Below are 13,846 nucleotides of genomic sequence, written 5' to 3' on the forward strand. Positions count from 1 at the left end.
GACAATCAGGATGGCGAGTCGGTGTCGCGGCGAGGTGATGATTGCCGCGTTGATTGTCGCGCGCAAGAGTTTTTTGAACTCCGATTGTCGCGGAGCGTCAATCAGAGACGGTTTTGGGTGTCGCATGTGACGGCGGGCGTCCAGGTCCGCGTTTTCGTTCGAGCGCGGTCCGCCTGCGATAGCTTTCGACGTTCATCTCGACGATGGTAGCGTGCGCCGATCGATGGCGGCGAGGGTCATAGCGGGGTCCGGGAAGACCCTGTTCCATTCGCCGAATGGCTGATTGGCTGTGATCAGCATTGAGCGTCGCTCGTAGCGTGCGCTGATGAGTTCGAACAGCACGCTGGTCTCGGCCTGGTCCTTGGTGACGTAGGCCAGGTCATCGAGGATCAGGAGATCGAAGCGATCAAGGCGGTTGATGGCGGCCTCGAGGTTGAGCTCGCGCCGCGCCACCTGGAGCTTTTGCACGAGATCGGTGGTTCTGGTGAAGAGAACGCGCCATCCGTTCTCGATCAGAGCGAGGCCGAGAGCACTTGCGAGATGGCTCTTTCCGCCACCGGGCGGGCCAAACAGCAGCAAATTGGCGCCCTTGCCCAGCCAGCCGTCGCCGGCGGCGAGCGCGGTGACCTGCGCCTTGGAGACCATCGGCACGGCCTCGAAGTCGAAGTTGTCGAAAGTCTTTCCGGCTGGCAGCCGTGCATCAACGAGGTGGCGCTCGATGCGACGGCGGCCGCGTTCAGCGATCTCGTGCTCGGCAATGGTGGCGAGGAAGCGGGCCGCCGGCCAGCCTTCCTTGTCGGACTGCTCAGCAAATTGCGGCCACAGCACCTTGATGGCGGGCAGCCGCAGCTCGTTGAGCAACAGATTGAGGCGCGCGGTGTCGACGGTGTTGGCCGTGTTCATGCGGCACCTCCGATCTCGGCGGTGCCGATAAGGCACTCATAGGCGGCCAGTGGCGCGAGATGCACCACGACCTGCGGCACACGGGCAGGATCGGGCGCGAAGTGCGTGCGCAGCTGTCCGAGATCGGGCAATTGGCCGGCGTCCAGGTCAGCGGCGAGCTGACCGGCGAGTTCGGCCTCGCAGCCGCGCTCGTGCGCCAGCGCAAGCAGATCGACCATGAGCCGGCAGGCTTTCTTGTCCGGCAGCCGTTCGCGCAAACGATCGAAGGTCTTCCGATAGGCATCGCGCGGGAACAGCCGATCACGGTAGACGAGATTGAGCAGCGCCATCGGCTTGCGCCGCAAGGAATGGATCACGTGCCGATAATCGACGACCTGGTCGTGCTTGCCGTTGGGATGCGGCCGCCCACGCTGCAGGGTGACGAGATGGGTGCCGCCGACGAACACGTCGAGACGATCATCGTAAAGGCGCACCCGCAGCTGGTGGCCGATCAGGCGTGACGGCACGGTGTAGAACACTAGCCGCCGCTTGACGTCACGCGGACAATCACCTCCTCGTAGTCCGAGGTGCGGCGATCTGGCAATGCCTGCAGGGTAGCGCGCTCGTTGTCGATGCGCTTGGCGTTGCGGGCATTGCGGCGGCTGACGATCTCGTCGATGAAGCCGCGGTAGGCGGCGAGATCATCGAAGTCGGCAGTGCCGCGCAACAGCAGCGCATCGGCGATCGTCCGCTTGAGATGGCCATGCGAGCTCTCGATCGCCCCATTCTCATGGGCGATGCCGCGATTGTTGCGGGAAGGCCGCATGCCGTAATGGGCGCAGAGGTCCTCGTACCGCCGGGTCAGATCGTCCTGAGCATTCCGGTCCAGATTGCAGAAGGCGGCCGACAGACTGTCGGTCCGATGCTCCCGCGGCGCGCCGCCGAGCGACCACAGAGCATTCTGCAGCCCTTCGGCCAAGGCGACGAAGCTCTCGCCACCGAGCACGACATGGGCGTGCTCAAAGCCGGAATAGGCCAGCCGGAAGTGATAGAGGCGATGATCGAGCGGCACGCCCGCAATGGTGACCCCGAGCTCGCCCATGTCGGTGAAGTCGGACAGGCCGACCTGACCCACTTCGTGGGTCTGACGGAAGATGACTTCCTGCTCCTCGCCCTGGATTGCCCGCCAGGCGCGGATCCGGCGCTCCAGCGTGCGGCGGATTCCAGCCCCGAGCTCAGGGTGGCGGCGCAACATCTCCTCGAAGATCGCGACAGCCCGCACGCCGGGGGCCGCCTTCAACATCGGTACGACCTCGGTCTCAAAAACACCGGCCAACGGGTCCGGTCGGCGCCGGCCGCGGGCTCCCTTCTTCTGCGATGGGAGCCTTCGATCCTTCTCGAAGCGATACGCGGTCGAGGTACTGAACGACGCCTTGGCGGCGGCCACTGGCGGGGTATCGGTCTGACGGTACTTCATGTAGAGCCTTCTGTGGTTGCCGCCTGTAATGCAAGAAGTTTCTGTCCCTTTGGTGTGTGATCGAGTGCGGTCTTCTGTCAGGCCTTTCATTGCGGCGCTTGCAGAAGCCGCTGGCCGGTATGGTGATCCGCGGGTCAGGTCCAATTCTCATCTCCGAGCACAATGGCTCTTTGGCTCTAGCTGGTTTTCCTGATCCAGATCTGTTCGATCATTACGCCCATTCGGGTCGTCGACTTCTCACACCCCCTCACCAACCCAGGCTATTCAGTGCTGCATGAAATCATGCCGTCACGACCTGCGTCGGATGTCGATAGTCCTCCTTCCGGATGAGCATGGCCCAAATCGCCCGAGCCATCTTGTTCGCCAGGGCGATCGCCACCAGCATGCGTGGCTTCCTGACGAGAATCTGCGCAAGCCATGAGCCTTTGGGGATCGACTTGCGCCCCAGCCAGTTCAATCGCGACATAGCTCCAACGATGAGTAATTAGCGAATGTCCGCTTGTCCCTCTCTCGAAACGCGCCCAAGCCTTTCCTTTCCTCCGGAGGAATGTTGCCGCGGGACTAAGCCGAGCCAAGCTGCGAAGTCTCGACCACATTTGAAAGTTGTCATATCGGGCGCGAAAGCCTCGATCGCCAGCGCGGTCAGCGGACCGACCCCTGGCATTGTTTGCAGCCGGCGCGCCGCTCCCGTCCGCGCCGCCAACTTCTTGAGTTGCTCTGTCTTGGCATTAATCCGCTCCGTCTTCTGGGTAATTTGATCAATGAGACTCCAGCATTCCTCCCGAACTAGTTCCGGCAGATCGACGTTCGGCTCCTTGAGGATTGCGGCAATGCGTTTAAGTTGTTCGATGCCTTGTGGGACGGTATGACCAAATTCGTAAACAGCAGCACGTAATGCGTTGACTAAATCAGTACGCTGACGAACAAGCCGCTGCCGAGTCCGAAATAACATTGCTCTGGCCTGCTGCTCTTCCGATTTCGGCTCGACGAAGCGCATCTCTGGGCGCTGTGCAGCGATCACTATTGCTTCGGCATCAGCCGCGTCGTTTTTTTGGCGCTTCACGAAAGGCTTCACGTATTGCGGCGCGATCAGTCTAACTTCATGGCCGAGCTTAACCATCTCTCGTGCCCAATAGTGAGCGCTGCCGCAAGCTTCCATCACCACCATTGCCATTGGGTGCTCCGCCATGAACTTCCTGAACTGTGGCCGAGACAGCTTCTTTCGAAACTTGAGATGCCCAGTTGTTGATGCGCCGTGGAGCTGGAAGACATTCTTCGCCAGATCTACCCCAATCACCGTATCCATCAATTTGCCGTCCTCTTCGCTGTGATCAAACAACACGTTTTTGGCACATATCGATGCCATCGAGGGAGGGCGGCAACCATCCCATCTCATCTGGTGATCGGTAATGTGTCGGCCTGGCAAGCGAGTGATTCCTCTTGGCGGAAGAACCACTTGCACAACCAGCCGGCCGCGATCACCAGTCGGCGCGGTCCCCTGTGGATCGCGCCGACGCCGGGCTCGTAACTCCGGTCGGGCTACGCCCTCCCTGCGTCACGAGCCCGGCGAAGCTCTCTCATCCTGATTGACGCTCCACTGTCACCCTGATTGCCGCGCGGCAGGAGCTTCTGATGGCGCGCACAAAGAAGGCTACCGAAGCACCAATCGATCGGCTCGAGGCCATGCTGGCGCGATTGCAACTCTCCGGCATCCGCGACCAGCTCGACAACCTGCTTGACGAGGCGGCGCGCGCGAACCTGTCGGCGCGTGAGACGCTGATCCTGCTGTGCGAGCGCGAGATCGCGCGTAAGGATCATCGCCGCATCGAGATGGGGCTGAAACTCGCACACGATCCGGTCGTCGCCACTGCCATCCTCGACAGGCTCTTGCACCACAGCCTCGTGCTGACCATCCGCGGCGACAGCTACCGGCTCCGCGCCAAGCGAAAGAGCGGCCTCATCAAGCCGCCCGCTGCTGACGGCCCTCGGCTCCGCCTCCCTCCGTCCCGTCAGCGGCAGAGCCAACCTTCCACCGACATCATGAACCCGATGTGGGGGCAGTTCTTCATGACGCAAAGGGGGCAGTTCCGGATGGCGTTTGACACGTTTGACGAAGTCAGGCAGTGATCCCGGCTGCCGATCACCCTGAACAGAGCCAGATAGCGCTCTTGAAGCCGGGCAAATCGATGCGGCGATCGGTCATAGCCAGGTACGCGATCCATCCTATCGCGATAATTCTATCCGGCTTTGACAACCTTCGAGAAAAAGAGCGCTCGGGACGTTCTTAGGGTTGATCGCTTGGCTTAGACTTCTCCAGCCGGGCGATCGGACCGCCGGCGAGAAGCGGCGCCATCAGCTGACCGGTACGCTGCCGTCAGCTCCGCTAGAACTCCTAGACCAATCGAAACGCCTTCCAGTTTGCGCAATAGGCATACGGTTCCTGACATTGGCCTAGATTCGTTCGGTTTGGCGAGTCCGAGTCTCGCCAAGCACATCAACTACGCCGGCATTTTGTGTTCGAGCCTTCTACTGAGGGGACCAGCCCCAGCACCTCAACATCAATGGCCTCCAGCCTCGTGGGGTTTTGGCTGGTGTTCGGGTCGCGTGGGACTCCAAATATGCTTCCCTGCAGCACCTCCCTTAGGCGCGCTATTCGAGCGATCCGGAAGACAGGGCCTGCGTGTGTCATGAGCGTAGGTTCCCCAACATCGAAAGCGAAAGTCCGACGATGAAGACGACGAGCGTGGCAAAGCAGAAGTTTGTCAGCGGGCTCGGCTGCCCATTGTCCGCATAACAAGACGAATCATCTCGCGATGGGCGCGGTACACAAAGACGCGCTTGGCGCAGCTTCCGGCGATAAATGTGGTGAGCGCGAGCCCCGACACGAAACAGGTGCTCATAAAGCCGTACAAAATGCCGCCGGTGACCGCAGCGAAAGTGAGCAATGCAGCCAGGATGTGAAATCTCGTGATCATACAGACCTCTTGACCAGGCCCTTAGCATTCAAGGCAGGGCGATCGGCAGCGTTGATGGCCGTTGATCCGCCGTCTTTCCGCTCACGGCCCCCGGCCCAGGCCGCGTCCTGGCGTAGCTCTGAGGATGCGGAATGAAGCGCTCGGGCATTCTGAGGAGGTCAGAATTGTGTTGCCCCTGTTGTGCCCTAGCTTTTTTGGGGCACAGCGCCGTGAGGAAGGGGAGCCGCTAAACTTCTGAAATTCAAGAGCAAATGCACAAGGGATCGAACCTTGGACCTCTCCCGTGTGAACCACAATCCGCAGACCCGAGCGAACCAAATCCGGCACTAAAAAGCTCGTTTTCGCCACCCATTGAGCCTCACGGAGCGACCGAAGGGCCGCTCGACGGGGTAGCGTTGGCGAAGACTGAAGATGCGGAAGATATTGCTGCTCTGGACCTTGTGCTTGGGGAACTGGAGAGGTCGCGGGGGTTGCCGGTTGGCCGAATCGAGATTTGTCCGCATGCGGAATCTGCAGTGGGCATGTACAGGCTGTTCCGGTGGCCCAACCGCGGGCGGAGACGGGGCTCGCTCTCTGGGTTTGGACGACCCAACCGAAGAAGGGATTTACTTCGGAGCTTATTCCGCGCTGCAGGCTCGCGCCGCGGGATTATGCAAGTTGAAGGCTCTATGACGGGACGATTGGATGACCTCGAGCTGGTGCGACGAATTGGCGAAAGATCGAAGCGCATGGGCGCGACGTTTGCGTCGGTGGTGCATCCTAGCCATATTCCCGTTATCAATGAGATCTACTCGCCCTCGCAAGATGAAATAGATGAAGCGTGCGGCATCCTTTCTGTCATGGCGGAGGCCACTTCCCGTGGCGAAGCCGCGGTTCGGCACAAGTCAATGTTGTTGGACTATGCTCAAGCTGCCGGAATTGAAGTTGGTACTGTTCCCAAACTCGAGCTGCCGCCACTTTGAGGAGACCTGGTGATGGCGACAGAGTTAAAGTGCCAACGACGATTGCGGTGCCGGGAGGATCGTCGTTTAAGGTGATAGGATAGCTAAGCTGCTTTATCCCAGCGGCTCAAGCTTGGAGCGGCCGACTTCCGTGCCCAATAGGCGAGCTGCGCCACAAAGAAACGTCAATTCTTATTTCACCATAGGGACTAAAAGGCCTGGCGCACGTGCCGTCGGGTGATGGCAATTCATCATTGGCCCCTTGCAGATCAAATAGCCGTTTGTCTGATTGAGCTGAGCTGAACTGATGAGCGTGCGCCGGTGCCGGACCGACGGAAGGCGCAAAACTGATCTGAGCCACAGCAGATCAGGGATACGTGCTTCGAGCACGCCAGGTTGAATTGGCCTATTCCTACATTGTACGCGCCGGCGGCATGTGACCGCCGCAGCACGCGGCTGGACACATCTAAGCACCGTACGCATACGACGAGGACCGCCTGATTGACGCATGCGCGCGGGTACAGTTAGTTCTATGATCGGCGGGGTGAAGGTCAGGCGGCTTGCTGATCGGTGGGATTGGCTTGGCGCAGGAGCTTCCATTCCCAGGGCAGCAGTTCGTGCAGCCGCGACGTAGGAAGATCGGCGATCCGGGCGAGGACGTCGGCGAGCCAGGCCTTGGGATCGACGTCGTTGAGGCGACAGGTCGTGATCATCGTCAGCATGATGGCGGCCCGATCGGCACCGCGCTGGCTGCCAGCGAAGGTCCAGTTGCGCCGCCCCAAGGCGATGCCTCTCAACGCGGTGTTGAGAAGTCCTTACCTTCAGTTCGTGGCAACTTTTTTTGGTTTTTCCTTCCAGGCAGCCACCATGCGTTCGTAGGCCTGCTCGACGCGTGCGACGTAACCAGCTTCCCGTTCGCGGATTTACTTGATCCAATAGTCCCGGCCCGGGCCAGCCTTGCCGTAGGCACGGGGAGCCCCAGCCTTCAGAGCCACCTTCCGGAGTTTCATCGCTGTGAACGCTGGCCGCGCGTAAGCGTAGTCCTTCCCGGTCGTCAGGACGTGCCAGATCATGACTGCGAGCTTGCGCGCCGTCGCGACGGCTGCGACCCCGGCCCCGTGCTTTTTCTGCGTTCGGTTGAAGAATGCTCGCAACGGACCCGGCGCCGTCTTGGCTGACCACGCCGCCTCAACCAGCATCTTGCGGGCGTCACGGTTGCCCTGCTTCGAGATCCGGCCATGCCGTGCCGGGTGCTCGCCTGACTGCCGAACCCGCGGTGTCAACCCGAAATAGCTGCTGAGCTTATCCGGCGACGGGAAGCGTGCGATGTCGCCGATGGAGGCCAGTACACTCGATGCGACAACCGAACTCACGCCGGGGATCGTCATCAGCTTGAGAGCCCGTGGATCGTCCAGAGCCTGCTGGGCCACGACCTTGTCGATTTCCGCGAGTTGCTTCGTCACGCGTTCGAGTTCCACGATCAGACGCCGGAGCATTGCACGCTCCTCCGATGGAAGAGGCAGACTGTTCAGCCAATGCCGTCCGCGCTTGCCGAAGAGATAGCCTTTGTAGGGCGGGATGAGGTTAGCATGCAGGATGGCCTTCATGCGTCCTTTAATGCGGATGATCTGCGCCAAGACGCCAGCGCGCTCGGCCATCTGGCGCCGGCTGTAGGTGTCCTCGTCAGCAACCCAGACCTCCGGCAAGAAGCCGGCAGCATGCAACTTTGCCAGGGTCCCAGCATCGACCTTGTCCGTTTTGACTCGCGCATAGGCAATCGCCCGAACGAGCCTCGGATTGGCGACCGCGACGCGCTTAACGTGCGGGCGCAGAATACGTTCGACCGCCGCGCTGTTGCCCGTCACCTCGATGACCACCTCATCTTCGAGGCTGAGTGTCTTGGCAAAGGCGACAAGCCGATCGTGGACGAGATCTACGCGGAGCTGTCGGATTATTGTTCCGTCCTCCAGGATCGCCACCTGGGCGAACGATCGGTGGATGTCCATGCCGACGATTTGCATGCTTGGTTCTCCTTTGTCTCAGGAGCCAGTGGCTTGCACGACATCTACGGATCCGCGCTCGCAGCGCAGCCGGGCAAGTCGTAGGGGGCGGCCAAGTAACAAAGCGAGCTCACAGCTCATGGTCATGGCGGCCTGCCACCGTTTCGTGCTCCAGCGCCCCTATCCCGGCTTCGACAGACTAATCCGGACGACCAGTCCTCTCCACCGGGTTTGAGCGCTGAAAACATCATGCCCTGGTCAAGCAGACCCTGCCGTCGTCGAGGAAGCGGGCGAAGTCGTCCCAGCGCCTGAGCATGTAGTTCATGGGCTTCAGGACCTCGGAGGAGCTCGACAGGGTCTCCCGCTCGCGGAGCAGCCAGTCGTGCATGTCGTCGAGAAGCGGCTTGCTCTGTTCCTGGCGCACGGCGCGCCGGCCGTCGGCACTGCGGCCGTTGATGGCGCGCTCGATCTCGAACAGGGCGTCAAGACGCCTGACCGCTTCCAGCGCGATCGGGGAGACCGGTTTGCCTTTCTGTCCGTCCCGGGCGGCTTTCTCGATGTCAGCCAGTTCGAAGAAGCCCCGCCGCGCATGGGCCAGGCAAAATGCCGGCGTGATCGGCATCGCTTTCCTTTTTGGGTCGAACAACGGCTCGAAGCCGCTAGAGCGGTTCACGGATTTATTGAATCGGAGGGGATTCCGGGTCTGGGACGAATATGATTCAAGATGCTGGCTGGGCTGGAGGCCAGCATCCGATGGTCCGACCAATTTCCAACGATTTGCGTAAGCGTGCGGTATCCGCTGTTGCCAAAGGTGAGAGCTGCCGATCTGTGGCGGAACGGTTTGGCGTTGCTGTCTCGTCAGTTGTGAAGTGGTCACAGCGTTATCGAACGACCGGCTCGGTAGCGCCTGGCAAGATGGGTGGTCACCGCAAGCCTGTGCTTGATCCGCACCGCGCCTTCATCGTCGAGCGGATCACTCAGACGCCGCACCTGACGCTGCATGGTCTGAAGGCGGAACTGGCAGCCCGTGGGGTCAAGGTCTCACACAATGCGGTCTGGCTGTTCCTGCGCCGGGAAGGGCTGCGGTTCAAAAAAAACACTGTTCGCCCTCGAACAGGCTCGCGCCGACGTCTCTCGTAGGCGCTTGCGTTGGCGAGCCTGGCAGGCCGGGCTCGATCCGGGCCGGCTCGTCTTCATCGATGAGACCTGGATCAAGACCAACATGGCCCCTTTGCGAGGCTGGGGACCCAAAGGGGCGCGCCTGCGCGGCTTCGCTCCGCACGGTCACTGGCGTACCCTCACATTCCTCGGCGCGCTCCGCCATGATCAACTCACGGCACCCTGCGTCTTCGATGGCCCGATCAACGGTGAATGCTTCCGTGGTTACGTAAAGCACATTCTCCTGCCAACCCTGCGTGAAGGCGACATCGTCATTCTCGACAATCTCGGAAGCCATAAGTCGAAAGCCGTCAGGCAAATGATCAAGGCTGCTGGCGCCAGACTCTGGTACCTGCCGCCATACTCGCCCGACCTCAACCCAATCGAACAGGCCTTCTCCAAGATCAAACACTGGATGCGGCAAGCTCAGAAGCGCTCAATCGAGGAGACTTGGCGCCATATCGGTCACCTCGTCCAAGACATCCAGCCTCGCGAATGCGCCAACTACTTCGCCAGCGCCGGTTATGCTTCAATCAAAATGTGAAACGCCCTATAGCAATCCGCCTGCAGGATACCGCCGAAGACGGCCAGATGCTTCTGGGGATGTTCGCCCCTTCGGTCGCCCGAGGCGTAATAGACCGCCGCCGGCGGCGCAGGTCCGGCGAAGGGCCGATCATCCCGCACATACGTCCAGATCCGGCCGGTCGTGCACTTGCCCTTCGCCAGGGAACAGCGGCGTGACGGCGAAGGTCCCGTGACCGACCTGGTCGGCCAGCGTCGATAACGGCAGATCGATCATCTCGGCCTTAAAGCGCACGCTCTGGCGGTTGAGCGGGATATGCATGCCGAACTTGTCGAACAGAATCGTCGCCAGCAATTGTGGGCCGATGAAGCCGCGCGGCGTCGCATGGAACGGTGCCGGCGGCTGGCTGATCTTCTCGCAATCGCGGCAGGTGAACTTCTCGCGTACCGTCTCGATGACCTTAAAGCGACGCGGAATCTCCTCCAGCGTCTTGGTCACATCCTCGCCGACCTTCGCCAACCGCGATCCACCGCAGCAGGCGCAGGTCGTTGGAGCCTCGATGACGACGCGCTCACGTTCGATGTCGTCCGGCCACGGCTTGCGCACCGGCCGCTTGCGCGTGAAGGCGCTCACGCTCTGGGTTTTTGCCGCGGCAGCCTGCGCAGCCAGCTCATTCTCGGTCGCCGTGGTGGCGAGTTCTTCGAGCTCCAATTCCAACTGCTCAAGTAGCCGCGCCGTGCGCTCGGAGCGCTGCCCGTGCAGTTCGCGTTTGAGCTTCTCGATCCGTAGCTCAAGATGAGCGATCAGCACTTCGCTGTCCGACAGCTCCGCCCGCGCGTTGGCGGCATCCGCGACCGCCACATCGCGTTCAGCCTGCAACGCCTCGCGCTCGGCCAGCAGCGCAAGGTAGGCGCTCGCGAGATCCGACGGAAGATCGCTCGGCTTCGATGTCATGAAGCCATTGAATCAGATCGAGCATCAGATTCAAACCCAAAACGATTATCCGACCCGCGTCGGACGCTGGGTTTCTTGCGGATTGCGCCAATCGATCCCGGACAGCAGGTAGCTCAACTGCGCCAGCGAGATCGTTACCGCTTCACCGGCAACCGATGGCCAGATAAACTTTCCTCTCTCGAGTTTTTTTGTGAACAAGCAGGCTCCCTGACCATCGTGCCAGATCACCTTCACAAGATCGCTGCGGCGACCGCGGAAGACAAACAAATGACCGCTGAGCGGTTCTTTGTGCAGCACCTCCTGCACTTGGAGGGCCAGCGGTGGAAAGCCTCTGCGCATATCCGTGTAGCCTGTAGCCAGCCACACTCGCACATTCCCTGGTACAGAAATCATCGGCGTCCAAGCACATCGAGGACCCGCGCCAACGCCTCCGGATCGACGTGCGCATCCACCCGGATGCACCGTCGGTTGCCGAGATCGATCTCTATCAATCCAGTACGCGCGGCTGCCGCCGAGCGAACTCGGCCATCAACCGTAGGCAAAAGCTTCGGAGTTTCTTCAGCCGAGGCCGCTACGGCGGCGATCTGCACCGGCGTAAAAGATGGTGCAACTTGTTCCGATGTCCGTGCTTGTCGACGCCAGGTAAACACCAGGCTGGCCGCTACTCCGTTGCGCCGCGCAACCTCAGTTACCTTCGCGCCCGGTGCCAGCGTCTCCTCGACAATCCGTGCCTTGTCGTCCTGCGACCAACGCCGCCGCCGCTCGAGCCCGCCCAAAACTTCGACCCGCATCGCCTGATGACCTTAAAGCTAGACCTAAGGTCACACGCTTCGCGAATTACCACCCGTCACGCAAGACGGTCCTCGTCGGAGCGGTACTAAGCACCCGACCACGTTCTGCGCTCTTCAAAAGATTGTTCTTCGTCCACTCATGTCTCACGACGAGGTGACAGACCGAAGCGATCCCGACGTCATTGCGGCAGTCCAGCCAATGCCTTCGCCCTTGCCCGCTCTTCATCCCTCAAGATCACAGGTGCTATCTGCCGCGCAAATCCCAAGTGATCCAGACTTGCGGGCTGGCCGATCGTTTGAAAGGCAACCTGGGCGTCGCGCGTCATGCCCGACAGGCTCGCACGGCCGAACAGTGCTGGCTGAACAGCAGACGCGTGCATTACGGTGATCTCAAGCGATCGCGATCAGGAGCAGAGCGAGCGACTCGGTCGGATCACTGCCAATAGGCCGCAGTGTACTCAGGAGCTGTGCTGAGGCATTACTTGACGATCGCCGCTGGCTTTAGCCCGCTCGACCGGATCACCATGTCCTCGATCTTGAGGAAACGATTTTTCCGATACGCGTAGTCCGACGGCATAGGCCGCCGTCAACTCGGTGCGGCTCTTCAGGATGGTGATTGCCTCCGGCTAGCTCACCCCTCGTTGGCACTCAGCAACCACGGCAGGCCGCCTAGTTCCGCGCATAGCCGATACGCACCGTATTGCGCTATGGCCTAAGGTCATGCCGAAGAACCGCAAAATACAGACGATCTGGTTGAGGTAGACCATGCGATTTCATTCGCAACGAGATAAACCTGCACCGTGCCTGGCGCCGATCCGTTCCAGCGTGGTGCAGACCATTCATTAATACCTGCCACTTCCTATTTCCCCAGATGGACTCAGAGTCCGGCCTGAAGAAGACGGACAGATGAAGCGAGCAAGGTTCACGGAAGAGCAGATTATCGCGGTGCTGAAAAAGCATGAGGCTGGGCAAAGACGGCTGAGCTGGGTCAAAAGCATGGAATCCGCGAAGCGACGATCTACAATTGGAAGGCCAAATTCGGCGGCATGGACGTTTCCGAAGCGAAGCGGCTGAGGGCCTTGGAAGAGGAGAACGCGAAGCTGAAGAAGCTTCTGGCCGAGCAGATGCTCGATGCGGCCGCCCTTCGCGAGCTCCTTTCAAAAAAATGGTAGGGCCCGCCGCCAAGCGCGCTGCGATCGCGCATCTGCAGGCCGTCATGAGCCTGTCGGAACGGCGGGCCTGCTCGATTGTCGGCGCGGACCGAAAGATGATCCGCTACGGCTCCAGTCGCCCTCCAGACGCAGTTCTGCGTGGCCGATTGCGCGATCTCGCCAACGAGCGGCGGCGTTTCGGCTATCGCCGGTTGTTCGTCTTGCTGCGGCGGGAGGGCGAGCCATCGGGGATCAACCGGATCTACCGGCTTTCCCGCGAGGAAGGGCTCACCGTCCGCAAACGGCGGGCTCGCCGCAAGGCCGTGGGGACCCGTGCCCCGATCCTGGTCGAGGCGAGGCCGAACGCGCGCTGGTCGCTGGACTTCGTCCTCGACCAGTTCGCCAATGGCCGACGCTTCCGCATCCTCAACATCGTCGACGACGTCACCAAGGAATACCTGGGCGCCATTCCGGAGACGTCGATCTCGGGGCGGCGCGTGGCGCGCGAACTGACGGCAATCGTCCAGCGACGCGGCAAGCCAGGTCGTGTCCGACCATGGCACCGAATTCACCTGCAACGCCATGCTCGCTTGGTGCAAGGACGCAGCCATCGATTGGCACTTCATTGCGCCGGGAAAGCCGATGCAGAACGGCTTCGTCGAGAGTTTCAATGGCCGGATGCGCGATGAGCTACTCAACGAGACCCTGTTCTTCGATCTCGATGACGCCCGCGCCAAGATCGCCAACTGGGTCGCCGACTACAATCTCCAGCGTCCCCAATCTTCGCTGAAATACCTGACCCCCGCGGCCTACGCCGCCCACCTCACCGCAACGGACGATCGGCTGCGCAACCCCGACCAGCTCCGCCGATCGTCCGTTGCTCCATCCGCGCCACTTGGCGTACAAAACCCCGAGCCTCTAACTGCCGCTGGATGAAAATGCAGTGGCAGGTCAAGCGCTCTCTCGTTTGGCGCCTTCGGCATCGGCATGCGCA

Annotated in this window: 5 protein-coding genes and 9 pseudogenes; 4 read left to right on the forward strand and 10 right to left on the reverse strand. The window is 61.0% G+C overall.

What is annotated here, in order from left to right; translation table 11 throughout:
• Nucleotides 1-97 precede the first annotated feature (97 nt).
• The 3 pseudogenes from istB to ACRQ5Q_RS09790 form a co-directional block, all read right to left on the reverse strand.
• A pseudogene (gene istB / locus ACRQ5Q_RS09780) lies at nucleotides 98-903 on the reverse strand (IS21-like element helper ATPase IstB).
• Nucleotides 900-2,359, reverse strand: a pseudogene (gene istA / locus ACRQ5Q_RS09785) (IS21 family transposase). The pseudogenes istB and istA overlap by 4 nt, the downstream one beginning before the upstream one ends.
• Before the next feature lie 280 nt (nucleotides 2,360-2,639).
• A pseudogene (locus ACRQ5Q_RS09790) lies at nucleotides 2,640-3,665 on the reverse strand (IS110 family transposase).
• Nucleotides 3,666-4,210: 545 nt separating this feature from the next.
• Between ACRQ5Q_RS09790 and ACRQ5Q_RS09795 the strand changes: the two are divergent.
• Nucleotides 4,211-4,403: pseudogene (locus tag ACRQ5Q_RS09795) on the forward strand (ATP-binding protein); the annotation flags it as partial.
• 718 nt (nucleotides 4,404-5,121) lie between these two features.
• Here ACRQ5Q_RS09795 and ACRQ5Q_RS09800 read toward each other — a convergent pair.
• The gene (locus ACRQ5Q_RS09800) at nucleotides 5,122-5,334 is read right to left on the reverse strand and encodes a hypothetical protein (RefSeq protein ID WP_439397415.1); all 213 of its coding nucleotides are present in this window, start codon (nucleotides 5,332-5,334) and stop codon (nucleotides 5,122-5,124) included.
• Between the two features lie 680 nt (nucleotides 5,335-6,014).
• Between ACRQ5Q_RS09800 and ACRQ5Q_RS09805 the strand changes: the two genes are divergently transcribed.
• Complete coding sequence (locus ACRQ5Q_RS09805; protein ID WP_439397417.1) at nucleotides 6,015-6,296, forward strand: hypothetical protein; 282 nt, start codon at nucleotides 6,015-6,017, stop codon at nucleotides 6,294-6,296.
• Between the two features lie 530 nt (nucleotides 6,297-6,826).
• On the opposite strand, the pseudogene ACRQ5Q_RS09810 reads toward ACRQ5Q_RS09805, so the two are convergent.
• The 3 pseudogenes from ACRQ5Q_RS09810 to ACRQ5Q_RS09820 all read right to left on the reverse strand — a co-directional run.
• Nucleotides 6,827-7,075 (reverse strand): annotated as a pseudogene (locus tag ACRQ5Q_RS09810) (transposase domain-containing protein); the annotation flags it as partial.
• Nucleotides 7,076-7,096: 21 nt separating this feature from the next.
• Nucleotides 7,097-8,281: pseudogene (locus tag ACRQ5Q_RS09815) on the reverse strand (IS110 family transposase).
• Between the two features lie 250 nt (nucleotides 8,282-8,531).
• A pseudogene (locus ACRQ5Q_RS09820) lies at nucleotides 8,532-9,020 on the reverse strand (IS66 family transposase); the annotation flags it as partial.
• Between the two features lie 8 nt (nucleotides 9,021-9,028).
• On the opposite strand from ACRQ5Q_RS09820, the gene ACRQ5Q_RS09825 reads away from it, so the two are divergent.
• A protein-coding gene (locus ACRQ5Q_RS09825) for an IS630 family transposase (RefSeq protein ID WP_439368321.1) occupies nucleotides 9,029-9,977 on the forward strand; the annotation gives its coding sequence in 2 pieces (ribosomal slippage) (nucleotides 9,029-9,364 and nucleotides 9,366-9,977; 948 coding nt in all).
• On the opposite strand, the pseudogene ACRQ5Q_RS09830 reads toward ACRQ5Q_RS09825, so the two are convergent.
• The 3 genes and pseudogenes from ACRQ5Q_RS09830 to tnpA all read right to left on the reverse strand — a co-directional run.
• Nucleotides 9,968-10,910 (reverse strand): annotated as a pseudogene (locus tag ACRQ5Q_RS09830) (IS66 family transposase); the annotation flags it as partial. The gene ACRQ5Q_RS09825 and the pseudogene ACRQ5Q_RS09830 overlap by 10 nt on opposite strands.
• A gap of 45 nt (nucleotides 10,911-10,955) precedes the next feature.
• Nucleotides 10,956-11,276 (reverse strand): IS66 family insertion sequence element accessory protein TnpB, encoded by a 321-nt coding sequence (tnpB, locus tag ACRQ5Q_RS09835; protein WP_439397418.1) that lies wholly within the window; start codon nucleotides 11,274-11,276, stop codon nucleotides 10,956-10,958.
• A 23-nt stretch (nucleotides 11,277-11,299) separates the two neighbouring features.
• Complete coding sequence (gene tnpA / locus ACRQ5Q_RS09840; protein ID WP_074448291.1) at nucleotides 11,300-11,701, reverse strand: IS66-like element accessory protein TnpA; 402 nt, start codon at nucleotides 11,699-11,701, stop codon at nucleotides 11,300-11,302.
• A gap of 906 nt (nucleotides 11,702-12,607) precedes the next feature.
• Between tnpA and ACRQ5Q_RS09845 the strand changes: the two are divergent.
• Nucleotides 12,608-13,788, forward strand: a pseudogene (locus tag ACRQ5Q_RS09845) (IS3 family transposase).
• The last annotated feature ends 58 nt before the right edge of the window (nucleotides 13,789-13,846 follow it).

Origin of the sequence: Bradyrhizobium sp. PMVTL-01 (assembly GCF_051861855.1) — a bacterium.
Classification (GTDB): Bacteria; Pseudomonadota; Alphaproteobacteria; order Rhizobiales; family Xanthobacteraceae; genus Bradyrhizobium.